Genomic DNA, 26,212 nt, shown 5'->3' with positions numbered 1-26,212 from the left:
CCGATCGCCCCCGCGGCATCCGGAATGCAGAGCGTGGTGTGTCGAATGTGTGCCTAACGGTCCACTCCTGAGTCGGATTCCGCTCGTGACGAGTCGAGAATCCCCGGGTGTCCGCCCCTCATAACGAGCGGCATCCCGCATCGCACCACCTGAAGTATCCCGAAGGATCACACCCTCATCATTAGAGGCCCTTCACCCCTCTCAAGGACTCTCGACACATGTCTCTCGCAACCATCGACCGCGTTCGCCCCTCCACCGCCCGTCGCCTCGCGCCGGTCGAGCCGGCACCCGAAAACACGCCGCCCACCGAGGCACCCGCGCACATCCGCGCCGTTCCCGGCGGCACCGAAGCACGCGGCTTCGTGCTGTACGTCGGCGTCGACGAGCTGAAGGCCGCCGCCGCCGGAACCGACCTCGGATCGATAGTCGAGGCGCTGCGTGCCCTCACCAAGCAACTCGTGCCCGCGTCCGAGACCTACGCCGCAGTCGCCCTCGCGCCGCAGGGCGCCGGCGGGCGTGACGTCGAGGTCGTCCGGCTCGCGCTGCAAGACCCTTCGGCCCTGGCGAAGCACCGCCAGCAGCCCGAGGAGGAGAAGCCGCGCGGAGGAGTCGTGGTCGACCTGTCCCGCAAGCGTGTCGTTCTGGATGACGAGACCGCCGCCCTCACCTACAAGGAGTTCGAGCTGCTGCAGTACCTCGTGCTCCGCGAGGGACGCACGATAGATCGCGCCGAACTGATCGCATCACTGTGGTCAGCGGGCGATGACGATGCCCCCAACGAGCGCACTATCGACGTTCACGTGCGCCGACTGCGCTCGAAGCTCGGATCGTACGAAGACATCGTGCGCACCGTTCGCGGTGTCGGCTACCGTTTCGATCGACACGCGGATGTGGCCATCCGCCACACCAGCACCCCGAGCCCGGATCTGTTCTAGGGGTTCAGAGCGCGGTGGACGCCGCGTCCGGCTCGGTCTTCTTGGAGTGGCTCGCCAGGGCGTCGCGCTCGGCGAGCAGGGAATTGAGGGTGACATTCTCGAGTCCGGGGCTCGTGACGTCGTTGAACGGGCTGTCCAGCCCCGTCTTGGCATACACCGCCGCCGCGTAGGCCGAGGCGGTGGACTGCAGTTTCGCCGCGGCCCGCTGTGACTTCTTGAGGGAGACACGGCTGCCGCCAACGGCCTCAGCGTGCTTGCGCAAGGCCTTGATGAGGGCCTTCAGCGATGCATCGATTTTCTTGGACATGGCCTCATTGTCGCGCATGAAGGTAAACAGACCGCACGGTCAATTTTTAGCGTCATCACGTATGCTCAATTCCTCGTCGCCACCCGATGTCCGAAGGACGAATCCATGAGCCGATCCCACTCCCGCGGGTGGCGAACGGCGATCGGGGCGGTGCTGCTTTTCGTCCTCTCGATCGGCGGGGCCGTGCCGGTCGCAGCGGCGGCGCAGCCGGAGGGTGCGTCGGAGAGCTTCAAGGTCGCAGTGCCCTCGGCTCCGGGATCGACGGCGACCGTCGGCATCGACGTCGACCTGTACCTGCCCTCGGCATCCCGGCCCGCCCCGGCGGTGCTCCTGGCTCACGGTTTCGGTGGGTCCAAACGCTCACTCGCCAAGGACGCCGAGCGCCTGCGCCGCGAGGGCTATGTCGTGATGGCCTACTCGGCCCGGGGATTCGGCCGCTCCGGGGGCCGGATCTCGCTCGACGCGCTCGACTTCGAGGTCTCCGATGCGAAGCGACTTGTCGATGTGCTCGCCAGCCGCCCCGAGGTCGAGAAGCGCAACGGCGATCCGGTCGTCGGTGTGGTCGGCGCGTCTTACGGGGGCGCCCTCGCCCTCATGCTCGGTGCCACGGATCCCCGCATCGACACGGTGGTCGCGGCCATCACCTGGAACGACCTTGCGCAGGCTCTCGTTCCGCAGGCGGACAGCGCGATGCCCGGAGTGTTCAAGCAGGCGTGGGCCACCCAGCTCTTCGGTGCCGCCGCATCGCCATTCGAGGGAGCCTGTGGACGGTTCACCGCGGCGCTCTGCACCCTGTACACCAAACTCGTGGGCGGCGGGCAGCTCGATGCCGCCGATCGCACGCTGCTCGAGGCATCCTCCCCCGCCTCGGTTCTCGGCAAAATGACCGCACCCACCCTGCTGCTGCAGGGCAGACAGGACACGCTCTTCGGCTTCGACCAGGCGGATGCGAATGCGCGCCAGATCGCGGCGGCCGGCGCGGAGGTCCAGGTCTCCTGGTTCGCGGGAGGGCACGATGGGGGGCAGATCGCCGGCACCACCGCAGAGGTCGACGAGTGGCTTTCCGCCCACCTGAAGGGCGGGTCATCCCCGCGCTCCGCTTCGGAGCCCTTCTCGTTCACGGTGCCCGCCTCGGCCCGCGGGTTCGCCGAGACCCGCGTCGCCGCACGCTACCCGGGGCTCGACGGCACCGGCGCGAAGACGCTGCCGCTGAAGGGTCGCTTCGGCATCGTCATCAATCCGCCCGGAGGCCTGCCCGCGACGATCTCGTCGCTCCCCGGCATCGGGTCTGTCGACTCGGTCATCGGCGGCATCGGCAGCGGGATCGCCGGCACGGCGGTGCAGCCGGCACAACAGGCCAAATTCGCCACCGGGGCGATCAGCGCGCCCTTCGTGCTCGCCGGCTCTCCCACCGTGACCGTGGATGTGCGATTGCCCCGCTTCCGGGACCGCGCTCCCGCGACCTCCACCGCCCCGGTCGAGGTGCTGCTCTTCGCCCAGCTGAGGGTCTCGGCGGGGGGCTCCGACGTGGCCGTCGGCGGAGGGGTCGCACCGATCCGCGTTTCCCTCCCGGCGGATGGTTCGGCGACCCGAGTGCAGGTGCGCCTTCCCGCGACGACCTGGCAATTCGAGAAGGGCGACACGATCGCCCTCTCGCTGCGCACGACGGATGCGGGCTACCAGGGCTCCCCCACTTCCTCTGCGTTCGTGGTGAACACCGAGGGCACGCTCTCGCTGCCCACCGTCGTCGCGACCGCGCCGGCCGTCGGCGGCGGAGCTCCATCGACGGCTGCACTCATCGGCATCCCGATCGTGGTGCTGCTCGGGCTGATCCTCGCCGTGATCGCGGCACTAGCCGATCGGCGTCGCGACCGGGTCGTGCCCGCACCCGCGCCCTCGCGAGCGGGAGTGCGACCGGATGACGCACCGCCGCTCGTCATCCGCGGGCTCACCAAGGACTATCGCGCGGGATTCCGCGCGGTCGACGACCTCACGTTCACCGTCGAGCGTGGCCAGGTGCTCGGGCTGCTCGGGCCGAACGGTGCGGGCAAGACGACCGCTCTTCGCATGGTCACTGGACTGCTCCGGCCGGATGCCGGGGAGATCGAGATCTTCGGCGAGAGGGTGTCGCCGGGCTCCCGCGTGCTCACCAGGGTCGGCTGTTCCATCGAGGGACCCGGCTTTCTCTCCCACCTCTCCGGCCGCCGCAATCTCCAGCTGTTCTGGGCGGCATCGGGGCGCCCCCGCTCCGAGGCTCGTCTCGATGAGGCGCTCGCGATCGCGGACCTCGGCACCGCGGTCAATCGTCGCGTCGGCGGCTACAGCCAGGGCATGAAACAGCGGCTCGCCATCGCGCAGGCGATGCTCGGGATGCCCGAACTCCTCATCCTCGATGAGCCGACCAACGGACTCGACCCGCCCCAGATCTTCGCCCTGCGCGGCGTGCTCCGGCGCTACGCGGAGACCGGCCGCACGGTGATCGTGTCGTCGCACCTTCTCGGCGAGGTCGAACAGACCTGCTCCGACGTCGTGGTGATGGCGCGCGGGCGCCTCATCGCGGCCGGTCCCGTCGCCGAGCTGGCCGGCGACAACAACGAGCTCACCCTCGAGGTGACGGATGTCGACGCCGCCGCAACGGCGCTGCTGGGGCTCGACGGGGTGGAAGCCTCGATCCTCACCGAGGGGACCCTCCGCGTGTTTCCCTCGCAGAACAGCGCCGAGTCTGTCGTCGCCGCGATCGCCGCTGCCGGTGTCGGCATCCGCTCCGTCACACGCGGCCGGCACCTCGAGGAGACATTCCTCGCTATGGTCGGCTCGGAAGGGATCGTCTGATGTCCACGACCGCACCCTGGACTCCCGGACCCATTCGGGAGAGCGCCGAGACAGTGCGGCGCACGCTGCCGATCCGGGTCGAGTTCGCCCGGCAGATCAGCCAATGGCGCGTGCGGGTGGTGCTCATCATCTTCGGCGTGCTGCCTATCGTCGTGCGGCTCGCCTTCCTCATCGGCGGAGCGGGCGGGCCTGCGGCCGGGCGGACGGATCTCGCGGCGTTCGCGCAGGCCAGTGGCACGACCTTCACGGCCTTCATCCTCGTGATCACCGCGGGGTTCCTGCTGACGCTCGTCGTGGCGCTGCTGTTCGGTGACATGATCGCGGGCGAGGCATCCCGATCCACCCTGAAGTACCTCCTGACCATCCCGGTCGGTCGAACCCGCCTGCTGTTCGTCAAGGTGCTGGTGGCATGGACGGTGCTCGTGGTGGGCATCCTGATCCTCACCGGGATGTCTTTGCTGGTCGGCACGATCTCCTACGGCAGCGGAGGCATCCAGATTCCCGTCGGGCCTCAGCTGGGCATGGCGGAGTCGCTTCTGCGAATCCTTGCCGCCGTTGCGGTCATCTGGCTCCACCTGTCGTGGGCTGCCGCGCTCGGCACGATGTTCACGGTGCTGGCGGAGGCGCCGCTCGCGGCGGCGGGTGGGGTGGTGATCACGTCGATCCTGTCGAGCATCCTCGAACGCATCCCCGATCTCGGCATCGTGCGCAACTACCTGCCGACCTGGAACACCGACGCCTTTCGCGAATTCTTCGCGGCGCGCATCGACTACGGACCGGTCGTCGACTCGGTGCTCTCCGCGCTCATCTACGCACTGATCTTCACCGCGGTCGCGGTCTGGTGGTTCCGACGCAAGAACATCTCGAGCTGAGCCCGCGAGGACCGAGCTCAGTGGCCGCGAGCGATCCACTCCTCCAGGTGGGGCGCCTCCGCGCCGATAGTGGTCGATTCACCATGCCCGGTGAGCACGAGGGTTTCGGGCGGGAGGCTGAGCAGTTTCGTGGTGATCGACTCGATGATCGTGCCGAAGTCGCTATAGGAGCGGCCGGTCGCCCCCGGACCGCCCTGGAAGAGGGTGTCGCCGGTGAAGACGGTGCCGAGGTGCGGGGCGAAGAAGCAGACCGCGCCGGGCGAGTGCCCCGGGGTCTGCAAGACCTCGAGGTCGACGCCGGCGATCGTGACGACCTGGCCGTCGACCAGGCCTCCGCTTGGAGCGGTGTCGGGGTACACCACATCCCAGAGCATCCGGTCACCGTCGTTGAGCAGAACCGGGGCACCGGTGGCGGACCGCAGCGCGGCCACCGCGTCGATGTGGTCGTCGTGGGCATGGGTCAGCAGGATGGCCCTGAGCGAGCGCTGGCCGACGGCCGAGAGAATCGCGTCGGCATCATGAGCGGCGTCGATGACGATGCACTCGCTGTCGTCTCCGACGATCCAGACGTTGTTGTCGACCTCCCAGGTGTCCCCGTCGAGGCTGAACGTGCCACTGGTGACCAGGTTCTCGATGTGAGCGTTCTCGATGTGAGCGGCCACTACATCACCACCACGGAGCGCAGCACATCGCCGCCGGCCATCGTGGCGAAGGCCCGCTCGATGTCCCGGATGCCGATGCGCTCGGTCACGAATTCGTCCAGGGGCAGGCGCCCCTGCAGGAAGAGATCGGTGAGCATGGGGAAATCGCGTTCGGGCAGGCAGTCTCCGTACCAGCTGGACTTGAGGGAGCCACCGCGACCGAACACGTCGAGCAGGGGAATCTCGAGCATCATGTCGGGGGTGGGCACGCCGACGAGCACGAGGGTGCCGGCCAGATCACGGGAATAGAAGGCCTGACGCCACGTCTCCGGGCGCCCGACCGCGTCGATCACGACATCGGCACCGAAGGTGTCGGTGAGCGCCTGCACGGCGGCGACGACGCCGCGCTCGTCGAGACCGCTCGAGTCGATCACCTGGGTGGCACCGAGTCTCTGCGCCGTGACCAGCTTCTTCGGGTCGCGGTCGATTCCGATGATGGTGCTCGCTCCGGCCAACCGCGCACCGACGATCGCGGCGCTGCCGACACCGCCGCACCCGATCACCGCAACCGAGTCCCCGCGACCGACATTGCCGGTGTTCATCGCGGCGCCAAGACCGGCCATGATCCCGCAGCCGAGCAGGCCGACCGCGGCGGCATCGGCATCCGGGTTGACCTTCGTGCACTGTTTCGCATGCACGAGGGTTTTCTCGGCGAAGGCACCGATCCCCAGAGCCGGGCTGAGCTCGGTGCCATCCTCGAGGGTCATCTTCTGGCTCGCGTTGAAGGTGTTGAAGCAGTACCAGGGTTCGGCACGCACGCACGCGCGGCACTCGCCGCAGACCGCCCGCCAGTTGAGAACGACGAAATCGCCCACCCTCACGTTCGTGACACCCTCACCGATCGCGCTGACCCGTCCGGCGGCCTCGTGGCCGAGAAGGAACGGGAAGTCGTCGCTGATTCCGCCCTCGCGGTAGTGGTAATCGGTGTGGCAGACCCCGCAGGTCTCGATGTCGACGACGGCTTCGCCGGGCCCGGGATCGGGGACGATGATGCTGACGAGTTCGACGGGCGCACCCGGGGAACGGGCAATGACTCCGGTGACAGTTGTGGGCACGAGAGCACTCCTTCGGCGGCCGCGGGCGGTGCGGCGATCATTTTCACCCTACCCGCCGGAGGTTTCGAGTTCGCGCGGCGCCGAAAGATGCCGGCGCCCGTTCGACGGCAGCCAGGCAGCGGAGCGACTTGGCAATCTCCCAGAAAAATAACGGTTCGATAACTAGCGCTTCGTTACCGTGCTGTTATACAGTTCAAGAGCAGAAGTTGTTTGCTGTGGCAGCTTCTGCGGAATGTGATTGCAGGACACTCTTGGTGCAAGGGAGAGGGTCGGTTTCTCGCCTCTGAAACCGACCCTCAATCCTGTTTAAGGCCCGATTCGCACCTCCACCTCCCCGTCATGAGCGCTCCCTTTCCGTAGAGTTGCACTCGGGTTGAGAGGAGACCCGTGAGCGACAAGACGACGGCGGTCACCGCCTGGGAAGCCCTGTTCCGCGCCCAGGTGTCGGTGATGCGCTACCTGAACGCGGAGTTCCCCAGCGGGGAACTCTCGCTCAACGAGTACGACGTGTTGTTCAACCTGTCCCGCCAGCCCGGACAGCAGCTGCGCATGAAGGATCTCAACCGACACCTGCTGCTCACCCAACCGAGCGTGAGCCGACTCGTGGACCGGCTGGCCGCGCGCGGACTGCTGGCGAAGTCCCACGACCGGGACGACGCGCGCGGGGTCAACGTGGCCCTCACCCCGGCCGGTTTCGAACTCTTCCGGCGGGTGGCGCGAAGCCACATCGAATCCATCGCCGAGCGGGTGGGAGGCAGCCTCAGCGTGACCGAGCTCGAGACGCTCACCGAGCTGTGCGACCGGCTGCGGCTCTCGGGTCCGAACTAGTCGCCGGGGCCCACCACGGGGGCGTGCGAACCCAGGTCGTCGGCGAGAGCCTGGAGGTCACGCGCAAGCGCGCGGGCACGGTCGGCGACGCCCAGATTCGACGTCGTGCCCGAATGGGGCTGGGGAGAACCGGTCGTCGTCGAAGACTCCGCGGTATCGCCTTTCACCACATCGAGGTCGAACACGACCCTGTCCGCCCGATGCCACGTGCGAAACATCTCGACCGGGAGGCCCGCCGCATCGAAGCTGGTGCCTTCAAGAAGCAGCAACGGCGACCCGGCCGCCACCCGAAGGCTTTCAGCCTGGGACGGGGATGCCGCGACCGCGCGCACCTGCCGTCGGCCCGTCACGATGGAGATGCCGTGCTTGCGTCGCAGAAGTGAATGCAGCGATGCGTTGGTGAGTTCCTCCGGTGATAGCGCAAGGGCGGAGGGCAGCCAGGTGTGGATGAGGGCGATAGGTGAGCCGGCGGCCGAGCGTAGACGATGGAGAGCGACGACATCGCGGACGCCGAGCGTGGATTCTGCAAGAGCGTCCCGCTCAGGGGAGAGGGAGAGCACCTCGGTGGTGACTTCGTCGAGTTGCGTCGAGAGGCCAGACATCCGCTGTACCAAGCGATGGTGCTCCCCGGGCGGAGCGACCACACTGCCGCGGCCGCGGCCGCGCAGCACCAGGCCCTCGCCGGTGAGGGCGAGCAGCGCTTGACGAACGACAGAGCGGGAGATCCCGAACTTCTCCGTGAGCTCAGCCTCGGTCGGCAGCATCGAGCCCGCGGGCAGCGATCCATCGGTGATCCGAGATCGCACCACAGCGCTCAGCTGCGCGTGCAGCGGTACCTTTCGAGCGGGGTCGACCGCGTCATCGGCGAGCTCGTCAAGCCACATGCACTAACTCCTTAGGCGGGAACGTCCATCTTCTGCGCGGTGCGCCAGACGTGGTCCCACCCGGGTGCCAGCTGAGCCGCTCGCTCCAACGACAGTACAAGACTGGTCTCCCGGGCGATTCCCTTGCCCGCGATATCGAATGCCGTTCCGTGGTCGACCGAGACGCGTACCACCGGGAGTCCAACGGTGATGTTGACCCCGTCATCCCCGTAGACGGCCTTGAAGGGCGCATGCCCCTGGTCGTGGTAGCAGACGACGACGAGCTTGTATGCGCCTCGGACGGCTGCGGGGATCAGCGCGTCACCGGGCAGGGGGCCAACGACGTTGAGTCCGCGTTCACGAGCGGTCGCGACGGCGGGCGCCAGGATGTCGGCATCCTCGTCACCGAAAAGCCGATTCTCACCGGCATGTGGGTTTAACCCTGCGACGCCGATGAGCTCGTCCGGGGATCCCATCGACTTGGCGAATGCGCCGGCGAGCTCGAGCACGTTGAGCGTCCGTTCTACCGTGATGTTCTCGATCGCGGTGCGCATCGACACGTGGGTGGTGAGGTGGAAGAAGTACAGCTCGCCGGCGGAGAGCACGAGCGAGAAGTTCTGCACGCCGAACTCGTGGGCGAGCAGTTCCGTGTGCCCGGGCCAATTGTGCCCGCCGGCGTGCATCGCCGCCTTGTTGAGGGGCGCTGTGACGATGCCGTCGACCTGTCCTTCGCGGGCGAGGCGGCAGGCCTCGACGACGAAGCGGTAGGAGCCGTCACCGGCGACCGGGCTGAGTTCGCCGAGCGGGACATCTGCGAGAGAAGGCCCGGTCTGGATGAGTTCGATAGTGCCCGGGAGGTTGAGCGCCTCCGAGACCGCTGTGATGACGATGACCTTCTCGGGGTCGCCGCCCACGTTGACGACGCCTCGTCGCATGGCAGCTTCGTCGCCGATCACGATTGGGATGCACCGGGAGCGCAGGTCATCGTGGCCGAGAAGGGTCTTCGCGGTGATCTCGGGGCCGATTCCGGCGACGTCACCGAGAGTGAGGGCGAGGCGGGGAATGGTCATGACGATGCTCCTAGCGTGGGTTGTTTGAGCAGTTCGGGAAGAAGGTCTGTAAGAGCGGATGTCGAGCCGAAGCCGCCGGCCTTGGTCACGACGGTGAGGCCGTGCAGGCGCCCTCCGTCGATGACGGAGATCGGGGTTCCCTCCCCGATCGAGCGGGAGACGACCAACGACTCGGCATCGAACCGGTCGAGCACCGCGCGGGCGCCCTCGCCCCCCATCAGCACCAGCGATCCAACGCCGAAGCGGGTCACGACGGCGTCGGTGATCGCGGCGAGTGCCGCCGCGATGCGCACGGGAGCGAGTTCTGACGGTGCCGTCTGCGCGGAGGGGCTGAGGATGACGACGACCCCAGCGGATGTTCCGCGCGTGACGTTCGCGCGAATCCACTCCGTCATCCCGTCGTCGCCGTCGGGGCTGAGTATTTCCTCGAGTCCCGGGGCGAGGGAGAGCACGCCGGTTGAGGTTTCGAGCAAGTGCGCGTGCTGGGCGCGTGAGACATCGTGCAGCGAGCTGATGACGACCACGGCCGGACCGGCGGAAGTCCGCGACGGTGACGCCGCCCCGCGGCCCGCCTCCACCGCCCCCCTTCTCCAGACCTTCGCCATCTGGGTCGCGAGGCCGGCCGAGCCGACCGGTACAGCCCGTGCTCCCAGCATCTCGACGGCCGCGGCGACCAGTGCGAGGTCAGCATCGGTCGACGCGTCGACGGTGACCACGCGCGCTTCGGCGGCAGCGATGACGAGGGCGAGCTGCGAGGCTCCCCCCTGCGCGAGTTGGATGGCTACCGCGCCGGGGAGAAGGTCGGCGAGCGCACTCGTGGTCACGGGGGTCACCGGGTCGCGGCCGACGGAGGTCGTCTCGACTCCTGCGCCGTCCACCAGGAGGAGACCGCCCTCCACTGTTCGCCCCATCCCCGGGTAGGCGGGACAGACGACGGCGATGGAGTCTGGATGCCGATGTGTCCAGGCATCGAGGGCGCCACGCACCTGGCTGTCGACCGAACCGCGCATGGTCGAGTCGATCTTGACGAAGAGACGGTCGATGCCCGCACCCATCAGAGCCATCACGGCGTCCGTCGTGCGGATTCGCGCCGCATCCGTCGGCAGGGAACGGGAGTCCGTGACCACCGCGAGCACCGATCCGGGTGTCGCCGTGATCGCGACTGGTTCGCCGAGGGTGAGCCGCGTTTGCCAGCCGAGGGAGGCGAACTGCACCGCGGAGTCGCCAGCGCCGGTGAGGTCGTCGGCAACGATTCCGGCAGAAAGCAAGGTCACGGCCTCATTCTGCGGCAGCGTCGCGACGGAAGGCACACGCATCAGGAGAATCCGTTTCCGCGACCAAGGGGAGGTGCGATCTGAACTGAGATTCAGCTGCCATGGCGAATCTCCTCACGTCTTGAGCCGCAGTTTATACGTACACGATGTACTTACATTAGGCAGTCAGCAGTCGGGGGGTCAAACCTGGGGCGGAAGTGTGGACCCCTTGGCAGATGTCGAGCGAGCCCGTCATCGGCGGCCCCTCCCCGTCTTCAAGAAGCACGGAGAGAGTCTCTTCACGGCTCTTCACCGTGGCGCGAGCGGGACCATCAGCTGCGCTGACGATTGTCCCGCCGGAGTGTGGAGACCTATTCCTGCGCGGGTCGCGCCTCCAGCTGACGCCGCTGTCGAGCCCTCGACCCGAGGATGATGGCGATCGACCGCGGAGCCGCGAGCAGCGCCCGGATGACTCTCGCGGGATGCCGTCTCGTGATGCTCCAGAAGGGCCCTCCCCGGTGGCCGGGCGGAGACTCGAACAGGGCGACCGCGAAGATGATCGGGTCGCTCACCCGGTCCACGACGAGACGCGCCTGGCAGTAGATCTCGGAGGGCAGGGTGATCTCCCTGTGCGCCCGGCCGATCGCGACGAGGAAGGGTCGGAGGGGCTCATGGCCCTGCACCGCGTCCACGAGCGCGACGACCTCATCCTGTTCCTCCGGGGTGAGGCTGTTGCGGAACATCGAGACGAAGTAGTCGATGTACGTCACGGCACGGCGATCGCGCGCGAGGGGGCCGAGCTGGTCGTGACCGGCGACGAGCATCGTGCTCACCCGGTCGAGGGATGGCACACCGATACCTCCCATGGGAAGCTCGACTCTTCTGGTCCAGAGCTGCTCGAAGGCTTCCGCCGGTGGCACATAGAAGCCCGGAAAGATGTCGTACACGTCAACCGGGCAGACCACCGTGGGATGGACGAGTCGCAGGAAGACCGGGGGAAGAAAGCCCTTGGTATAACCGGGGAAGCTCCGCGACCAGCCGACCCCCTCGAGAGCGAGGATGAGGTGGAGCTGGTGAATCGGCTCCACGATCACGGTCGCGGTCGGCGAAACCCGGGGAGAGACGAGGCCGAGCTGGGCGAAGATGGTGCCGCCGGCGGCGAGAGCCCGGATGCCGTGCTGCTCGCAGAGCTGCCAGACGAGCACTGCGACGCGCACCTTGTCGCGGCGGAGGCGCGCCTGATCCGACGCGCTCGTCGACGCGTCGGGTTCGCCCGGTGTCGGCATCGTCGTCATGACACCCCCTCCTGCACACCGTAGTGGAATACCGGACCCCGGCCCGGTATCTCGTACTGTGGAGAGCATGACGCCGCCGCGAGATCCCGACACCTCACCGACGATCGTCTGGCTGCGGGACGACCTCCGGGTCGCCGACAATCCCGCGCTCACGGCGGCGGCCGAGCGGGGGGCGCCGGTCGTGGTGCTCTACCTGCTGGATGAGCAGAGCCGCGGCATCCGTCCCCTCGGTTCGGCGAGCCGATGGTGGCTGCATCACAGCCTCGAGGCTCTCAGGGCCTCCGTGAGCGAGATCGGAGCGACCTTCGTGCTGCGGCGGGGCGCTGCCGCCGTCGAGCTGCCCCGCCTGGTCTCGGACATCGCTGCGGGAGCGGTCTTCTGGAACCGCCGCTACGGTGGCCCGCAGCGTGAGGTGGATGCCGCGCTCAAGTCGAGCCTTCGCGAGCTCGGTCTCATCGTGCAGAGCTTCCAGGCGAACCTGTTGCACGAACCATGGACCGTGACCACCGGATCCGGTACCCCGTTTCGGGTGTTCACCCCGTTCTGGAAGTCCTGCCTCGCCGCCGCCCCTCCGCGAGAGCCGTTGCCCGCACCCACCTCCCTCGACGGGGTGGAAGGCGTCGACGGCGATTCCGTGGGCGACTGGGCCCTGCTGCCCACCCGCCCAGACTGGGCCGGCGGCATCCGGGAGGCCTGGACTCCCGGCGAACGTGGCGCCCTCGCACAGCTCGAGCACTTCGCCGCCCACGACCTCGCCCACTACGACACCGCTCGGGATGCCCCGGGGGGAGAGGCGACCTCCCGCCTCTCGCCGTACCTGCGGTTCGGCGAGATCAGCCCGTTCCAGGTCTGGCAGCGCACGCAGCGGGGCGAGCTCGACGCCGCAGCCCGTCGCAACGCGCCCAAATTCCTCAGCGAGATCGGCTGGCGCGAGTTCAACTGGAACATCCTCTTCCATGCGCCGGACCTGCACGAGAAGAACTTCCGTACCGACTTCGACGCCTTCCCGTGGCAGGCTCCCGACCCGCGCGATCTCGAGGCCTGGCAGCAGGGCCGCACGGGAATCCCCTTCGTCGACGCCGGGATGCGCGAACTCTGGCAGACCGGCTACATGCACAACCGGGTGCGCATGGTCGTGGCATCCTTCCTCATCAAGAACCTGCTCGTGGACTGGCGCATCGGCGAACAGTGGTTCTGGGACACTTTGGTCGACGCCGACGAGGCCAGCAATCCGGGCAACTGGCAGTGGGTCGCCGGATCGGGGGCGGATGCCGCACCCTACTTCCGCATCTTCAATCCCCTGCTTCAGGCGGAGAAGTTCGATCGCGACGGGACCTACCAGCGCCGGTACCTGCCGGAGCTCGGAACCGACGACTACCCGCAGCCGATCGTCGACCTGAAGAAGTCGCGGGACCTCGCACTGGCGGCGTACGAGGTGGTGAAACGGGCGGGGCAGTCCGGCTAGCTCCTCGGACGCCCGCCGATCGTCGCGACGGCGATGGCCCCGGCACGCGCGCCGGCCGCCGCCGCGGCCATCGCCCCGGCTCCGGACACCCAGGCCGCGAGGAATCCGGCCGCGAAGGCATCCCCGGCCCCGATCGGATCGACGACGGTCACCGGGATGGCAGCGACCATCGTCGTCGGCATGCCACGTTCGGCGACCACGACACCGGCAGTGTCGAGGGTGAGGGCCACGATCTCGAAGCGCTCGCCGAGCCGCTCGGCGATCTCGATCGGATCGTCGAGGCCCGTGAGCACCCTGCCCTCTTCGAGGTTGGGGAAGAACAGGTGGGCACCGTCGATGGTGTCGAGGAACCGGTCGACCCCGAAGTCGGTGATGAACCCCGCGGAGGCCGGGTCGACCGAGACCCGCACGCCCAGAGCGCTCGCCCGCTGCAGCAGGCCGCGCAGCGCGGCCTGCTCGGTCTGGGAGAACACGCTGTAGCCGGTGAAGTGCAGCACAGCGGCGCCGGCGAGCAAGCGGTTGGGCACGGAGTCCGGGGACAGCTCCGCGTTGGCACCCTTCTCGGTGAGCATGGTGCGACGCTCCCCCGCGACGATCACGATGATGGCCCCCGTCGGCAGCTCGTCGTGCCCCGAGAGGTGCGGGGTGACGCCGCTGTCGGCGAGCAGCGCGCTGTGCCGTGCGACATCATCCGCTCCGACCAGGCCGATGAAGTCGACGGATGCCCCGAGCGAGCCCATCCACGCGGCCGCGTTCGCTGCGGATCCCCCCGCCCGGTTGCGGATGGATGCCGGCGTGTCCGTGTCGTCGCGAATGGCGCCATCCGGCACCACCACCACGTCGTCCACCACATCGCCGAAGACGACGATTCGGCGAGAGTTGGCGAGGAGATCAGACAAGCGCTGACCATTCGATCGCGATCTCAGCGGCCAATCGCACGTTGTTGCGGGCGAGATCGAGGTTGACCTCGAGACTGCGGCCCTCCGAGGCGTCGACGATATACCCGAGCAGGAAGGGGGTCACGGCCTTGCCGTGCATTCCGGCTTCATCGGCGGCGGCGAGCGCCTCGATCAGCACCCGGTCGTGCTCGGTGGGATCCCACTGTTGCTCGCGCGGGATCGGGTTGGCGACCACGATCCCCTGGCCATGGCCGAGGGCATCCTGGCTGCGCATGATCGCGGCGACCTGGGCGGCGGACTCGACAGACCAGTCGATCGTGTACGCCGACTCGGTGAGCCAGAAGCTCGGGAAGATGGTGGTGCGGTAACCCACCACCGGCACGCTGAGGGTCTCGAGCCGCTCGAGGGTCGCGGCGATGTCGAGCACCGACTTCACGCCGGCACTCACCACCGTGACCGGGGTGACGGCGAGCGTGGAGAGGTCGGCCGATTCGTCGAAGGTCGCACTGGCTCCGCGGTGCACCCCGCCGAGACCACCGGTGGCGAAGACCCGCACTCCCGCGAGAGCGGCGAGGTGCGCGGTGGCGGCGACGGTGGTCGCCCCGGATGCTCCCGCGGCGGCGAGCACGGGAAGGTCCCGCACACTCGCTTTGGTGAGATCCTCTTCGGCGATGCGGCGCACGCCCTCGGTATCCAGCCCGATCTGTGGCACCCCGTCGAGCACCGCGATGGTCGCCGGCGTCACTCCGGCATCGCGAAGGATCTGCTCGAACTCCTGGGCTGCTTCGTGATTGCGGGGTCGCGGAAGTCCGTGGGAGATGATCGTGGACTCGAGAGCCACAACGGGGCGCCCATTCTCCAGGGCCTCGGCGACTTCGGCGGAGACGGTGAACGCGGGGCTGGCGGATGCGGTTGTCATAGGGCTCCAGACTATCGGCGCCCCCTCATGACCGACTCGTCGACGCTCACAGCGATTGCCCCCAGAGCGTCGACCTCGGCTCGATCCTTGGCAGATAGAACTCAGTCGCCACGGCCGCCGATGACAGGTGCCGCGTTCGCGCTCATCCGACTTCTCCGGTGGAGGAAGCCCGGCTGTCGGACCTGCCCTCTGCGATGAACGCCAGACGCTGCAGAGTCTCGGCGTTCCGCCGATACAGCGCCACGTCGAGCAGGGGGCGCGGCACCCACGAGGCCGGGCCCGCGACGGCGTACTCCTCGATGCGCACGACGCAGCCACGCCCGCGGGGCTTCACATCGATCACCACCCGCGCCTCCCCCAGCGGCCACCCCTTCGGCTGCATCACCAGGTGGCGGGGAGAGTCGTATTCGAGCACCGTTGTCTCGTCATTGATGAGCGCCGGCCAGACTCCGAAGGAATGCTGGAGAGCAGAGCCGACGGCGGGCCAGTTCTCGTCGACGTCCCGCATGCGGGAGGCACCCACCACCCAGGTCGTGAAGACCCACCCGTCGTCGAGCACCGCGAAGACATCCTCCGGGCTGCACGCCAGCTCGCGAACGTTGACCGACATCCGGCGCCTCTTTCACTCATGTGCGTAGGACTTCCATGATGGAGGAAAAGAAGGGTGGGGATGGGTTCTCGAAGCACCCTTGATTGCCACCCCTCACCGGACTAGGGGGCCGGCTGCACACACAAGGATCGCGGCACACTTATGCTTGATTGTGCTCACTGTTCTGATCCCCTGGCGTCCCCAGCCCTCGCGGCTCGCGGCCATCGACGCGGTAGTGGACTGGTACGTGCGCAACCTCGGTGATGTCGACATCCGCACCATCGATTCCGACGACGAGATCTTCAATCTGGCGCGTTGCCGCAACCTGGGAATGAACTCGATCGAGGATGCTGGCGAGGTCGTCGTGATCAACGACGCCGACACGATTCCCCAGCTCGAACCCCTGCTCGAGGCGATCGCCGCGGCATCCACTTCCGGCCTGGTGCACCTGCCCTATACCCGCTATCACTGGCTCGGAACTGCTGGCACCGCACAGTTCACCGAGGGCATCCCCCTGGACGAGTGTGAATTCGAGCTCGTGAACGGCGCGTGCTCCGGGGTCTACATCACGACACCGCAGAGCTGGTGGAGCCACGGCGGCCAGGACGAGAGATTCCGCGGGTGGGGCTTCGAAGATGCGGCCTGGTATGTGGCGCACGAGACCCTTCTCGACGAGGCGCCTCGTCGCCATGAGGGAGTCGTCTACGCGTTGCACCACGCGGCACAGGCACGCGAGGGTGACCAGTACGACGCGAACGCCGCGCTGATGGAGCAATACCGCGAGGCCCGGTCCAGCCGGGCCGCGATGCGTCAGCTCGTGGGAACCGACGCGACCGCGGAGAAGGCCCGGCGGCTTCCCGCCTCCTGACGCAGCCCGGCAGAAAGCGACGCGAGCGCCGCACGAGCCGGGAGCTCCAGTGCGTCGCGCACGGCTGCCTCCAGCTCGTCCACCGTCGCGGTGTTCGGAGCGAGCGCGATCCCGAATCCCGCATCCTCGAGGGCTGCCGCCCCGGCGAACTGGTCGGTCGAGAACGGCAGCACCACCAGCGGCACCCCCGCCGTCATCGACTCGGTGACGCTGTTGTTGCCGCCATGGGTCACGGCGGCGGCGGCTCGGTCGAGCAGGGTCACCTGGGGAAGGAACTCGCGCACGAGCCATTCCGCCGGCAATTCGCCGAGTTCGGAGCGGTCGGCGGACCCGATGGCGATCGCACCACGGACCCCCACCCGCTGGAGTGCCTCGCACACGCAGGCGAGCACATCCGCCCGCACCGACAGGAAACTGCCGAAGCTCACGTAGACGAAGGGGTCATCGCTCACCGCGAGCCAGGCCTCGACCTCGGGATCTCGCGCTTCCTCGCGCACCGCGGAGCCGAGGAAGCGGTGTGGCGGAAGGATCGCTGTGCGGGCGGGCGGAGAGAGCTCGGCCGGGTAGTTGAGCAGCAGAAGCTCCCCGTGTTCACCGAAGGCGCTTTCCGAAGGTGGCGCCTTCGGTGCCAACTCGGCAAGGGCGGCGTTCCATTCGGCGGTGAAGGACTCGCTCACCCGGTCGCAGAGGCCGCGCAGCATCCGCAATTCCTCGGCCGTCGGGTCGAACGCCGCGGGCCAGGCCGGTGGGAAGCCGTAGACCTCATCACCGACGGGAAGGGCGGACGGATGCCCGAGCACGACGTCCGCGTAGGCGACACCCGCGGCGACCAGAGCCAGCCGCGCGCTGAAGGCCAGGTGGTCCACGATGATCGCGTCGGGCTGGATCTGTGCGACAACGGCCTGCACCTCCCGGGCCACGCGCACCGGCTCCCACATCAGATCGCTGAGTCGCGCCTCGGCCTGGAAGGCCAGTGTCTCCACCATGCCGCGCCGGGTCGCGTCGAAGAATCCACGCAAGGCGTCGTCCTCCCCGGTGGGTTGCTGTTCGGCCCGGATCACTCCGGGGTTCGAGCCCTTGCCGAGCTGCAGGTTGACGCGTTCGAAACCGAAGGATTCGACGATGTCTGCGGTGGCGGGACCGGTGGCCACCACCACCCGTTCGCCGGCATCACGCCAGGCGGTGCCGAGGGTGGCGAGGGGCAGGAGGTGAGAGGCGTAGTCGGGACTGATGATGAGGAGGGTCACAGCGTCGTCCCGTTCACAGCGCCGTTCCATTCACAGTGCCGCGAACGACCAGCCCCGCGATTCACTCTCCTCGTCGTGCACTCCCTGGTAGACATTCGACAGTGCACGCGCCATCGCCTGGATCGTGAAGCTGCGCTCCACCGTGTCGCGGGAGGCGGTGGCGCGGTCGACGGTCTCCTCGGCGATGGAGGCATCGAGGGCCTCGACCATCGCCGAGCGAAGCAGCGCGACATCCCACGTCGGAGTCAAGAAGCCGGTGACACCGCGCTCGACGTAGGTGGCCGGGCCGCCGCCGTCCGGGGCCACGACGAGCAGTCCGGAACCCATCGCCTCGAGAAGCGCGATGCCGAACTCCTCCTTGAGGCTTCCGCAGACGTAGATCCCCCGCGGGGCGGCGAGGCCGGGCAGCCCGAAACGGGCGGCGGCGACCCACCGGGCGACGGTGTCGTTGCGGCGATGGCCCGAAAGCACCAGCCCGGCGGCAGACCGGTTCTCCGGCGCGATGATGGCGTCCATCAGCTCGAGCTGTTCACGTTCGTCGGCAGACGGATCCACCAGGTTTCCGCCGATCAACAGCAGGTTCGCCCGATCGGCGAGGGCACCGTCGGCCCAGGCATCCACGATCGTGGCCATGCCCTTCACCCGGTGGAAGCGACCGACACTGACGAGAAGCGGGAGGTCGCGCCGATGCTTGGGCAGGTCGGCGAGTAGTTCGCGCAGCTCCCGAATGGCAGGGCTCGCGGGCTGCCCGGCCGCATGGCCGGCACTCTCGACCACGGCCTGGTCCACGACCTCGAGGTCGATGCCCTCCGGCACGATCGTGTGGCGTTCCGGGTGCGCCGTGATGTCGATCCCCACGAGCTCGCGCATGTCGAGCTCGAGCGATGGCCGCGGAAACAGCACGGTGTGTGCGGCGTTCGCGGCGAGCTGCTGCACTAGGTGCGTACGGAACCAGAAGTGTTCGACCTCGTCCACCTCCCCGAAATTCTGCCGGGTGAGACGACCGGAGAGGTCGAGGGAGTGGATGACCGCGTGCGGGTCTGGCGCGACAGTGAAGACGACGGGGATGTCGAGCTCGCGGGCGACATCGGCGGCGGCGAGGCTGCCGACGTCCGCCATCCGCAGATGCAGCAGGTCCACTCCGCCCGCGGCGCGCAGCATGCGGCGGATGCCTCGGCGCGCGGCCACACGCAGCGGCCAGGCGCTGGCGGACTGCACCGGTTCGCTCAACAGTGGCACCCGCCCGTAATCGTGACCCCACGCGCCGGTACCCATGTCGACGACGCTCTTCAGCGCTTCGTCGACCGATCCGCGTGACAGGGTGATGACACGCTCGACCCGGGGGGAATCATCCTCGCTCGCGACCAGGGCATCCCCGAGGCGCACGAGCAGGGTGGCGATGCCGCCGTTGTCCCCGCTGCCGGCCTGGGTCAGACCGGCGTCGAGGTCGGCGTGCAGGAAGAGCTGGGCGATCGTGAGGCCGCGACGTTCGGTGTCCATAGGGGCGGATTCCGCGGAGAGGTCGACGAGGGAGAGGCGCGCGACATCGCCGAGATACCCCTCTGACCGCGCCAGCTCGTCGAGCACCGCGAGGATCTCGCGATCCCCGTTTCGCTGGCCGAGGGCGGAGACCGCTGCGACGCGCACCGATTCCTCTTCGAAGATGTCGGTGGCGATGCGCAGGAGTGCCGGGGTGGCGACGGACTTGCGCACCAGACCGAGAGTCTCAACGAGCCGGTAGCGTGCGCCGGGCTCGTCGACTCCGAGCAACGCGGACTCCAGCCCGATGGCCACATGCTCCGCGACCGGGGATCCCCACTGTTCGAGGGTGCGCTGCGCGAGCATCCCACCGAATCCACCGGCGGACACGAGTCCGATGAGCCGACCGACGGTGTCGAAGCGCGGAAGTCGCAGGCTCAGAGCCCAAGCGGCGTGCTCACGCATGAATCCTCGGCTGCTCGACAGCAGTCGCGACAGGGCGATATCCGCCTGCTCGTCGAAGATCTGCGCGAGAGCGTGGGTCGCGGCGATGGCGGCGAGCTGGTCCTCGCTGTTCAGCGCGTTTGTGAGCACTCGAACCGTGCGGGCACCACCGTCACGACTGGCCTCGAACGCGAGGTCGTCGGCGAGACGCATCGAGTCGACGACCCGGTCCGCCCGCAGCACTGCGTCTAGAGATGTCTGGATGCCCACAACCCCGATGATAAGCGTGATCCGGCTGATAGAACGATGGGCTTGTGCTGGGTATTCGACGCGTGGTAGCCGAGGCCGCCGCGCGGCAACCGGCATCCTTTCGGCTAGCGTGGTGACGGCTCGCGCGGTGCGACGCCCCTCAAGACATTCGGAGACACAGGTGCGCGTAGTAGCAATCGGAGACGTCGGCGTGATCGACGAGATGATCCACATTGGCGATGAAGCGATGTTCGAGGCCTTCGTCGACGCGATGCGCGCACGCGGGCTCGATTCCCTCGTGGCCGTCTCCGCGAACCCGTCAGAGACGATCGCGCGTTACGGCGCCGACGGATTCGGGATCGAAGCCGTCCGTGGCATCGGATTCGCGCCCTCCGCGGGTGGCCGCGCCGCTCAGCAAGACCGCCTCGACCGCGTGCTGCGCACCGCCGCAGGCGAGACCGGCCTGCTCGCCGACGACGACTCCGCGCTCGCCGTGATCGACGCCATCCGGGGCAGCGATGGTGTCGCGGTCACCGGCGGCGGCAACCTCGCCTCCACCTGGCCCTCCCACATCTTCGAACGCCTGGCGATCGCCGGCATCGCGAAGGCCCTCGGCAAGCCCTTCGTCGTGAGCGGCCAGACCCTCGGGCCGCAGCTCAGCGATGAGGACTCTGCCCTCGTCGCACGCCTGCTCGGGCTCGCTCAGCTGGTGAGCGTGCGGGAGTCCGCCTCGCTCGCGGTGGCGCAGAGCCTCGACGTGCCCGCCGATCGGCTGCGACTCGGCGCGGATGACGCCAGCTTTCTGTTCGATGAGACGCTTCCTGCGCTGCCGATCTGTGTTGTCACGCTCGCCAACCATGTGGGGGATGCGGATCGCGACGCCGTGACCGCAGCCATCGCCGACCTCCTGGACGAGATCGTCGAGACCACGGACCTCGACATCGTCTTCCTCGCCCACTTCGGTTCGCTCGATGAGGCCCGGGTGCGCGGCGACTCGGTGGTTCACCAGCGGGTGATGGCGCAGATGATCTCGCAGCGCGTGCTGGCGGTCGTGCCTCCGGATGCGCCGGGTGCCGCCCGGATCGCCCGCTCGGCTTCCCTCGTGGTCACCAGCCGTTACCACCCTGCGGTCTTCGCTGTGCCGGCCGGGGTCCCGACCATCGGAATCCCGGTGGACGAGTACACCCGGGTGAAGCTCACCGGCGCACTCGAGAACTTCGGGCAGCGCGGCATCCTGCCCGTCGCGGCGCTGCTCGCCGGGGACGGCCCGGAGCTGCTGGCCCGGGTCTGGGCCGATCGGGTCGAGATGACGACGGCCGGCCGCACCATCGCCGACACCCAGCGTGCGGCGAGCGCCGCCTGGTGGGACCGGGTGGCGACGGTGCTCAGCCCCAGGTCCTGAGCTCGCGCAGCGTCGCGCCGATCGCCTCGGTGATGGGGGCGCACGCGATCTTCGCTGCCATGCAACGCAGTACTGGCGGAGTCAGTCTCCGGGATCGACACAACGGGCTACCGGCTCCGGAGAGTCGATAGCCCGTTGCGGTGGCGCTGCTGTGTGGCGTGGCGCTGCGGTGTTGCGCTGCTGGCGGTGATTGTGCGGTTAGTGGCGGGATCCGGTGTGGGTCGCGTCGTGACTCGCATCGTGGCCCGAGTCGTGACCAGAGGCAGCGCCATGGTCGTCGCCGATGTCGTGCCCGGCGCCGTCGTCCGCGGCACCGGAGTGGCTGTCCTCGCCGACGTCGTCACCCACGCCCTCGCCGGCCTCGTCGGCGTCGTCGACCCGACCGATGCTGTCATCACCCTGGGGGTGATCGGCATCCGTCGGCAATCCGGACGACGGCACCGGTCCCGGGGTGGTGCCCGGCGTCGCGGGGATCTGCGAGTCGTCGGCCGTGCCATTTCCGCGAAGGCCGTTGTCATCGGTCACCGGGGCGGGGGAAACGGAGGTGGCTGGGGTGCGGTCCTCGGCACGACCCGCCGGGCCGCTCTGGGCCTGCGCCGACGCGACCGCGCCGATCGACAGGGCGCCGGCGAGGGCGAGCGCCACGATGGTGACTGTCTTCTTGGTGGTGAACATGGTCTGGCCTCTCAGAATCACCGCTTCAGGCGGTGGGGCTGTGTGGCTTATCGGCCACAGGTTGAGTCTGAGAGCCGCGGATGAGACGCAAGGGAGGCTCGGATGAGAGGGTTCTTAACGTGGACGATCGATCGGACACTCGATCCCGCTGGTCGCAACCCGATGCCTCGGACTACCGTCGACCGATGCCCGTCATCAGCCAGACCGGAAGCCCGGCGGCTCGCGGGCATGCTGACCTGCCCGCCCTCAGTTCTGCGGGAACCCCAAATTGATTCCTCCGTGCGAGGGGTCGAGCCATCGACTCGTGATCGCCTTCTGCTGTGTGTAGAAGCGCACGCCCTCGGCACCGTGTGCCTTCGTGTCGCCGAACAGGGAGGCTTTCCAGCCGCCGAACGAGAAGGTGGCCGCGGGCACCGGGATCGGCACGTTGATGCCGATCATTCCCACCTGCACCTCGTTCTGGAAGCGACGCGCCGCTCCTCCATCGTTGGTGAAGATCGCGGTGCCGTTGCCGAAAGCCCCGGCATTGATCAACGCCACGCCCTCCTGGTAACTAGAGACGCGCACCACCGAGAGCACCGGGCCGAAGATCTCCTCGGTGTAGACCCGGCTGGTGGTGGGCACGCGGTCGACGAGAGTCGGGCCGAGCCAGAAGCCGTTCGGGTCGCCGTCGGGCTGCACGCCCCGACCATCCACCACGATCGTCGCGCCGTCCTGCTCGGCGACCTCGATGTATGAGGCCACCTTGTCGCGGTGCACCTCCGTCACCAGGGGACCCATGTCGCAGTTGCGACGCCCATCCCCGGTGACCAGGGTGCGCATCCGCTGGGTGATCTTCTCGATCAGCTCGTCGGCGACCGGCTCCACGGCGACGACGACCGAGATCGCCATACACCGCTCACCCGCCGAACCGAACCCCGCGTTGATGGCCGCGTCGGCAGTGAGATCGAGATCGGCATCCGGAAGAACGAGCATGTGATTCTTCGCCCCGCCGAGAGCCTGCACCCTTTTGCCGTTCGCGGTGCCGGTCTCGTAGACGTAGCGCGCGATCGGCGTCGATCCGACGAAGGAGATCGCCGCGACATCCGGACTCAGCAGAAGTCCGTCGACGGCCTCCTTGTCGCCGTTCAGCACGGTGAAGACGCCGTCGGGCAGTCCGGCTTCCTTCCAGAGCTTGGCCAGCCAGATCGCCGCGCTGGGGTCTTTCTCCGAGGGCTTGAGGATGACGGCGTTGCCTGCCGCGATCGCGATGGGGAAGAACCACATGGGCACCATGGCCGGAAAGTTGAACGGCGAGATGACTCCGACCACGCCGAGAGGTTGCTTCGTGGAATAGACGTCGATCCCGGTCGACACCTGCTCCGAATACTCGCCCTTGAGGTGGTGCGCGAGTCCGGTTGCGAACTCGACGACCTCCTGGCCGCGGCTGATCTCACCGAGCGCGTCAGAGAGTACCTTGCCGTGCTCGGAGGTGATGATCTCGGCCAGCTCCCCCTTCTTCGCCTCCAGCAGTTCCCGGAATCTGAAGAGCACCGCCTGGCGTCGCGCAAGCGACAGGTCGCGCCACTCAGGGAATGCGGCCTTGGCGGAGGAGATCGCGGCCTCGATGTCGGCGGTGTCGGCGAGCGAGACATTCTTGGTCGCGACACCGCGAGCGGGATCGAACACGGGGGCCGTGCGTCCCGAACTCGACGGGAACTCGGCACCGTCGATCCAGTGCGGCACGGTGGGGAGGGTCTCGGTCGGGGCAGCAATCGACATGCCGTGGTTCTCATTCCTCTGGGGTCTTCTGCGCGCGGGGCTCTCCCAATGTAGGCCCGGCGCGGGGTGCAAGCCAGCGCAAGAAGCGCGCCCCAGCGTGTCGGCCCGCGCTATTGTGCCACTCGCCGACCGGGCGGGGGCGGGGTCGAACCTGCCCGAGCCAGTTGCGGTGTTCACACAACAGAGCTACTGTACTTGTGTACCTGTACAGTGGAGGGCTCGTGGAAATCGTCTTGTCGTCGAGTTCTGGCGTGCCGATGTATGAACAGATCAAGTCCCAGATTCGTTCGGCAATCTACGGCGGCGAGCTTCTAGTGGGGGAACAGCTTCCCTCGTTGCGTCAGTTGGCGGCCGACCTGCGGGTGAGCCTGATGACAGTCACGCGGGCCTATAACGACCTCGTCGCCGAGCGCGTCGTCATCAACGAGCACGGCCGGGGTTTCCTCGTTGTTGCGGTCGACGTCGACAGTGCCCGAGCGGCCCTGAGCAGCCGACTCGACGCCGCCCTGATCGAACTCGCTGCAGCAGCACGCGGCGCCCGCGTCACGCGCGCCGAACTGGACATCCTTCTGGATGAGAAATGGAGCAACCGATGACAGCATCAGTCGTGAAGGTGACCGGCCTGACGCACTCCCAGGGGACATTCCGCCTCGACTCCGTCGACTTCGATCTCCCCACCGGACTCGTCATGGGTTTCGTCGGTCCCAACGGGTCGGGCAAGACCACAACGATCAAAGCGCTGCTCGGGATGTTCCACCCCGACTCGGGGAGCGTGGAGCTCTTCGGCGGAGAAGCGCCCGGAGCCGCCTCCACGACAGAGCGCGTGGGTGTGGTGCTCGACCAATTGTTCGTCTCACCCGACTGGAAGGTCGGCAGCCTGACGTATCGGGTCGGCGCCTTCTTCGCGAGCTGGGATCGTGCCGCCTTCGGTGATTACCTGGAGCGTTTTCGCATCAGTCCGTCCGCTCGGGTGGGCACCCTGTCGCGAGGCGAAGGCGTCAAGCTGTCCCTGGCGATGGCTCTGGCCCATCACCCAGACCTGCTCATTCTGGACGAACCAACCAGCGGGCTCGACCCCGTCTCGCGCGCCGATCTCGTGGACATTCTGCGGGAATTCATGATCGATCCCTCTCACAGCATCCTGTTCTCAACACACATCACCTCGGATCTCGACAGCCTGGCCGACCTGATCCTCGTGATCGACAATGGCCGGATCGCGTTTTCGGGCGCTGTCGATGCGCTCCACGAGGAATTCGCGATGGTGCATGGGACCGAGAAGCTCACGCCCGAGGCACGCGCCAGCGTTCTGGGCCTTCGGCGCACCGGGAGCCGATTCGACGGACTCATCCGCGCCGAAGCCACACCGCTCTTCGGCCCGACCACAGTCATCGACGCTGCCAGCACTGACGACGTCATTGTTCACATCGCCCGAAACGGCTCCACCCCTCAGGAGGTCCACTCATGATCGCCAAGTTCGTCCTTTTCGACATGCTCAACTTCGTGACCCCCGTGAAGCGGGTCGCCCCGGCCCTGTTCCTGGTGCTGGTGGCTCCGGCGGTCGCACCGTGGCCCGCCGTCGGCATCGGCTCGGCGGCGATCGTGATGAGCCTGCTCGCGTCGAATCCATTCGCCACCGACGAGCGTGGACGACTCGACACCCTCTACGCGACGCTGCCGATGAGCAGGCAGAACATCGTCGTCGGGCGGTATCTCGCCCTCGTCGTGATGTACCTCGTCGTTGCGGTGCTCGCAACTGCGTCCACCCTCTTCGTGCAGATCGCGAGCGGTGATGCTGTCGACTTCTGGTTGCTCGGCGTGGTGAATGTCGCGTCACTGCTGATCTTCGCCGTTGGCCTCGCTGTGCAGTTGCCGTTCTTTTTCAGCCTCGGGTTCACGCGTGCTCGGCTCATGACCTTCATCCCCGCCACCCTCCTTGTCGGGGGCGCCGCGCTCGCGTCACAGCTGGGACTGATCCATGGAGCACAGCTCACTCGGCTGATCTCGCACAACCTGGATATCCTGTGGCCGACCGCGTCCCTCCTCTGCGCCGCCGCCCTCGCGGCCTCCGTGGTGATCTCCGCGATGCGGTACCGTCGTCGAGCCCTGTGAGGCATCCGTGGCAGGTGGGGGACACGCGCGAGATGTGGCTGAAACGAGGGGGAAACACCCGTCTCGGTGGGTGTTTCCCCCTCTAGCTCGCAGTT

At 67.8% G+C, this 26,212-nt stretch carries 24 protein-coding genes; 10 read left to right on the top strand and 14 right to left on the bottom strand.

The features are described 5' to 3' along the window. Positions 1-218: 218 nt before the first annotated feature. The gene (locus ABIB54_RS01545) at positions 219-935 is read left to right on the top strand and encodes a winged helix-turn-helix domain-containing protein (protein ID WP_354573765.1); all 717 of its coding nucleotides are present in this window, start codon (positions 219-221) and stop codon (positions 933-935) included. A gap of 4 nt (positions 936-939) precedes the next feature. Here the strand turns inward: ABIB54_RS01545 and ABIB54_RS01540 are convergent, their stop codons facing one another. Further along, entirely contained in the window at positions 940-1,242 is a 303-nt protein-coding gene (locus ABIB54_RS01540) for a hypothetical protein (protein ID WP_354573764.1), read from the bottom strand. A 105-nt stretch (positions 1,243-1,347) separates the two neighbouring features. Between ABIB54_RS01540 and ABIB54_RS01535 the strand changes: the two genes are divergently transcribed. Together ABIB54_RS01535 and ABIB54_RS01530 are read left to right on the top strand one after the other, a co-directional pair. Then, positions 1,348-4,074 (top strand): alpha/beta fold hydrolase, encoded by a 2,727-nt coding sequence (locus ABIB54_RS01535; RefSeq protein ID WP_354573763.1) that lies wholly within the window; start codon positions 1,348-1,350, stop codon positions 4,072-4,074. Next, entirely contained in the window at positions 4,074-4,946 is an 873-nt protein-coding gene (locus tag ABIB54_RS01530) for an ABC transporter permease (protein ID WP_354573762.1), read from the top strand. The genes ABIB54_RS01535 and ABIB54_RS01530 overlap by 1 nt, the downstream gene beginning before the upstream one ends. 17 nt (positions 4,947-4,963) lie before the next feature. Here the strand turns inward: ABIB54_RS01530 and ABIB54_RS01525 are convergent, their stop codons facing one another. Both ABIB54_RS01525 and ABIB54_RS01520 read right to left on the bottom strand, forming a co-directional pair. Then, a complete protein-coding gene (locus ABIB54_RS01525; protein WP_354573761.1) occupies positions 4,964-5,608 on the bottom strand; it encodes an MBL fold metallo-hydrolase in 645 nt (214 codons plus the stop codon). Beyond that, the gene (locus tag ABIB54_RS01520) at positions 5,608-6,702 is read right to left on the bottom strand and encodes an S-(hydroxymethyl)mycothiol dehydrogenase (protein WP_354573760.1); all 1,095 of its coding nucleotides are present in this window, start codon (positions 6,700-6,702) and stop codon (positions 5,608-5,610) included. The genes ABIB54_RS01525 and ABIB54_RS01520 overlap by 1 nt, the downstream gene beginning before the upstream one ends. A 387-nt stretch (positions 6,703-7,089) precedes the next feature. Here ABIB54_RS01520 and ABIB54_RS01515 point away from each other — a divergent pair, with 387 nt between their 5' ends. Then, complete coding sequence (locus ABIB54_RS01515; RefSeq protein WP_502917035.1) at positions 7,090-7,530, top strand: MarR family winged helix-turn-helix transcriptional regulator; 441 nt, start codon at positions 7,090-7,092, stop codon at positions 7,528-7,530. Here the strand turns inward: ABIB54_RS01515 and ABIB54_RS01510 are convergent. The 4 genes from ABIB54_RS01510 to ABIB54_RS01495 form a co-directional block, all read right to left on the bottom strand. Further along, positions 7,527-8,414: a GntR family transcriptional regulator gene (locus ABIB54_RS01510; protein WP_354573759.1), complete on the bottom strand. Its 888-nt coding sequence runs from the start codon at positions 8,412-8,414 to the stop codon at positions 7,527-7,529. The genes ABIB54_RS01515 and ABIB54_RS01510 overlap by 4 nt on opposite strands. An 11-nt stretch (positions 8,415-8,425) precedes the next feature. Beyond that, on the bottom strand, positions 8,426-9,463 hold the full coding sequence (gene pdxA, locus ABIB54_RS01505) for a 4-hydroxythreonine-4-phosphate dehydrogenase PdxA (RefSeq protein ID WP_354573758.1): 1,038 nt from the start codon (positions 9,461-9,463) through the stop codon (positions 8,426-8,428). Then, a complete protein-coding gene (locus ABIB54_RS01500; protein ID WP_354573757.1) occupies positions 9,460-10,779 on the bottom strand; it encodes a four-carbon acid sugar kinase family protein in 1,320 nt (439 codons plus the stop codon). Before ABIB54_RS01500 ends, pdxA begins: the two co-directional genes overlap by 4 nt. Positions 10,780-11,087: 308 nt before the next feature. Then, entirely contained in the window at positions 11,088-12,011 is a 924-nt protein-coding gene (locus ABIB54_RS01495) for a hypothetical protein (RefSeq protein WP_354573756.1), read from the bottom strand. Between the two features lie 67 nt (positions 12,012-12,078). On the opposite strand from ABIB54_RS01495, the gene ABIB54_RS01490 reads away from it, so the two are divergent. Continuing rightward, positions 12,079-13,476: a cryptochrome/photolyase family protein gene (locus ABIB54_RS01490; protein WP_354573755.1), complete on the top strand. Its 1,398-nt coding sequence runs from the start codon at positions 12,079-12,081 to the stop codon at positions 13,474-13,476. On the opposite strand, the gene ABIB54_RS01485 is transcribed toward ABIB54_RS01490, so the two are convergent. The 3 genes from ABIB54_RS01485 to ABIB54_RS01475 all read right to left on the bottom strand — a co-directional run bounded on the left by ABIB54_RS01485 (position 13,473) and on the right by ABIB54_RS01475 (position 15,904). After that, positions 13,473-14,375 (bottom strand): carbohydrate kinase family protein, encoded by a 903-nt coding sequence (locus tag ABIB54_RS01485; protein WP_354573754.1) that lies wholly within the window; start codon positions 14,373-14,375, stop codon positions 13,473-13,475. The genes ABIB54_RS01490 and ABIB54_RS01485 overlap by 4 nt on opposite strands. Next, complete coding sequence (locus ABIB54_RS01480; RefSeq protein ID WP_354573753.1) at positions 14,368-15,294, bottom strand: pseudouridine-5'-phosphate glycosidase; 927 nt, start codon at positions 15,292-15,294, stop codon at positions 14,368-14,370. The genes ABIB54_RS01485 and ABIB54_RS01480 overlap by 8 nt, the downstream gene beginning before the upstream one ends. 142 nt (positions 15,295-15,436) lie before the next feature. Then, positions 15,437-15,904, bottom strand: coding sequence for an SRPBCC family protein (locus tag ABIB54_RS01475; RefSeq protein ID WP_354573752.1), 468 nt, complete (start codon positions 15,902-15,904; stop codon positions 15,437-15,439). Positions 15,905-16,055: 151 nt separating this feature from the next. On the opposite strand from ABIB54_RS01475, the gene ABIB54_RS01470 reads away from it, so the two are divergent. Next, positions 16,056-16,751, top strand: a complete 696-nt coding sequence (locus ABIB54_RS01470; RefSeq protein WP_354573751.1) for a hypothetical protein — start codon at positions 16,056-16,058, stop codon at positions 16,749-16,751. Here the strand turns inward: ABIB54_RS01470 and ABIB54_RS01465 are convergent. Together ABIB54_RS01465 and ABIB54_RS01460 are read right to left on the bottom strand one after the other, a co-directional pair. Further along, entirely contained in the window at positions 16,694-17,998 is a 1,305-nt protein-coding gene (locus ABIB54_RS01465) for a glycosyltransferase (RefSeq protein ID WP_354573750.1), read from the bottom strand. The genes ABIB54_RS01470 and ABIB54_RS01465 overlap by 58 nt on opposite strands. A 30-nt stretch (positions 17,999-18,028) precedes the next feature. After that, entirely contained in the window at positions 18,029-20,191 is a 2,163-nt protein-coding gene (locus ABIB54_RS01460; protein ID WP_354573749.1) for a glycosyltransferase, read from the bottom strand. Positions 20,192-20,351: 160 nt separating this feature from the next. On the opposite strand from ABIB54_RS01460, the gene ABIB54_RS01455 reads away from it, so the two are divergent. Further along, complete coding sequence (locus ABIB54_RS01455; protein ID WP_354573748.1) at positions 20,352-21,572, top strand: polysaccharide pyruvyl transferase family protein; 1,221 nt, start codon at positions 20,352-20,354, stop codon at positions 21,570-21,572. Positions 21,573-21,770: 198 nt separating this feature from the next. Here ABIB54_RS01455 and ABIB54_RS01450 read toward each other — a convergent pair whose 3' ends face one another. Together ABIB54_RS01450 and ABIB54_RS01445 are read right to left on the bottom strand one after the other, a co-directional pair. Further along, positions 21,771-22,247 (bottom strand): hypothetical protein, encoded by a 477-nt coding sequence (locus tag ABIB54_RS01450; RefSeq protein WP_354573747.1) that lies wholly within the window; start codon positions 22,245-22,247, stop codon positions 21,771-21,773. 246 nt (positions 22,248-22,493) lie between these two features. Continuing rightward, positions 22,494-24,008, bottom strand: coding sequence for a CoA-acylating methylmalonate-semialdehyde dehydrogenase (locus ABIB54_RS01445; RefSeq protein ID WP_354573746.1), 1,515 nt, complete (start codon positions 24,006-24,008; stop codon positions 22,494-22,496). Between the two features lie 221 nt (positions 24,009-24,229). On the opposite strand from ABIB54_RS01445, the gene ABIB54_RS01440 reads away from it, so the two are divergent. From ABIB54_RS01440 to ABIB54_RS01430, 3 genes are read left to right on the top strand one after another with little or no spacing between them, the layout of a single operon-like run. Further along, the gene (locus ABIB54_RS01440; RefSeq protein WP_354573745.1) at positions 24,230-24,604 is read left to right on the top strand and encodes a GntR family transcriptional regulator; all 375 of its coding nucleotides are present in this window, start codon (positions 24,230-24,232) and stop codon (positions 24,602-24,604) included. Next, positions 24,601-25,473 (top strand): ABC transporter ATP-binding protein, encoded by an 873-nt coding sequence (locus ABIB54_RS01435; RefSeq protein ID WP_354573744.1) that lies wholly within the window; start codon positions 24,601-24,603, stop codon positions 25,471-25,473. The genes ABIB54_RS01440 and ABIB54_RS01435 overlap by 4 nt, the downstream gene beginning before the upstream one ends. Beyond that, a complete protein-coding gene (locus ABIB54_RS01430; RefSeq protein WP_354573743.1) occupies positions 25,470-26,117 on the top strand; it encodes an ABC-2 transporter permease in 648 nt (215 codons plus the stop codon). The genes ABIB54_RS01435 and ABIB54_RS01430 overlap by 4 nt, the downstream gene beginning before the upstream one ends. Positions 26,118-26,212 lie beyond the last annotated feature (95 nt).

The organism is Frigoribacterium sp. UYMn621 (assembly GCF_040549525.1).
Classification (GTDB): Bacteria; Actinomycetota; Actinomycetes; order Actinomycetales; family Microbacteriaceae; genus Lacisediminihabitans.
This window is presented reverse-complemented; position numbering and strand designations above follow the sequence as displayed.

What these genes read in the sequence shown, in the direction of transcription:
- ABIB54_RS01540 (WP_354573764.1), bottom strand. Translation starts at nt 1,242, where the DNA reads ATGTCCAAGAAAATCGATGCATCGCTGAAGGCCCTCATCAAGGCCTTG.
- ABIB54_RS01510 (WP_354573759.1), bottom strand. Translation starts at nt 8,414, where the DNA reads ATGTGGCTTGACGAGCTCGCCGATGACGCGGTCGACCCCGCTCGAAAG.
- ABIB54_RS01495 (WP_354573756.1), bottom strand. Translation starts at nt 12,011, where the DNA reads ATGACGACGATGCCGACACCGGGCGAACCCGACGCGTCGACGAGCGCG.
- ABIB54_RS01430 (WP_354573743.1), top strand. Translation starts at nt 25,470, where the DNA reads ATGATCGCCAAGTTCGTCCTTTTCGACATGCTCAACTTCGTGACCCCC.
- ABIB54_RS01535 (WP_354573763.1), top strand. Translation starts at nt 1,348, where the DNA reads ATGAGCCGATCCCACTCCCGCGGGTGGCGAACGGCGATCGGGGCGGTG.
- ABIB54_RS01530 (WP_354573762.1), top strand. Translation starts at nt 4,074, where the DNA reads ATGTCCACGACCGCACCCTGGACTCCCGGACCCATTCGGGAGAGCGCC.
- ABIB54_RS01500 (WP_354573757.1), bottom strand. Translation starts at nt 10,779, where the DNA reads ATGCGTGTGCCTTCCGTCGCGACGCTGCCGCAGAATGAGGCCGTGACC.
- ABIB54_RS01435 (WP_354573744.1), top strand. Translation starts at nt 24,601, where the DNA reads ATGACAGCATCAGTCGTGAAGGTGACCGGCCTGACGCACTCCCAGGGG.
- pdxA (WP_354573758.1), bottom strand. Translation starts at nt 9,463, where the DNA reads ATGACCATTCCCCGCCTCGCCCTCACTCTCGGTGACGTCGCCGGAATC.
- ABIB54_RS01475 (WP_354573752.1), bottom strand. Translation starts at nt 15,904, where the DNA reads ATGTCGGTCAACGTTCGCGAGCTGGCGTGCAGCCCGGAGGATGTCTTC.
- ABIB54_RS01480 (WP_354573753.1), bottom strand. Translation starts at nt 15,294, where the DNA reads ATGACAACCGCATCCGCCAGCCCCGCGTTCACCGTCTCCGCCGAAGTC.
- ABIB54_RS01545 (WP_354573765.1), top strand. Translation starts at nt 219, where the DNA reads ATGTCTCTCGCAACCATCGACCGCGTTCGCCCCTCCACCGCCCGTCGC.
- ABIB54_RS01490 (WP_354573755.1), top strand. Translation starts at nt 12,079, where the DNA reads ATGACGCCGCCGCGAGATCCCGACACCTCACCGACGATCGTCTGGCTG.
- ABIB54_RS01445 (WP_354573746.1), bottom strand. Translation starts at nt 24,008, where the DNA reads ATGTCGATTGCTGCCCCGACCGAGACCCTCCCCACCGTGCCGCACTGG.
- ABIB54_RS01450 (WP_354573747.1), bottom strand. Translation starts at nt 22,247, where the DNA reads ATGTTCACCACCAAGAAGACAGTCACCATCGTGGCGCTCGCCCTCGCC.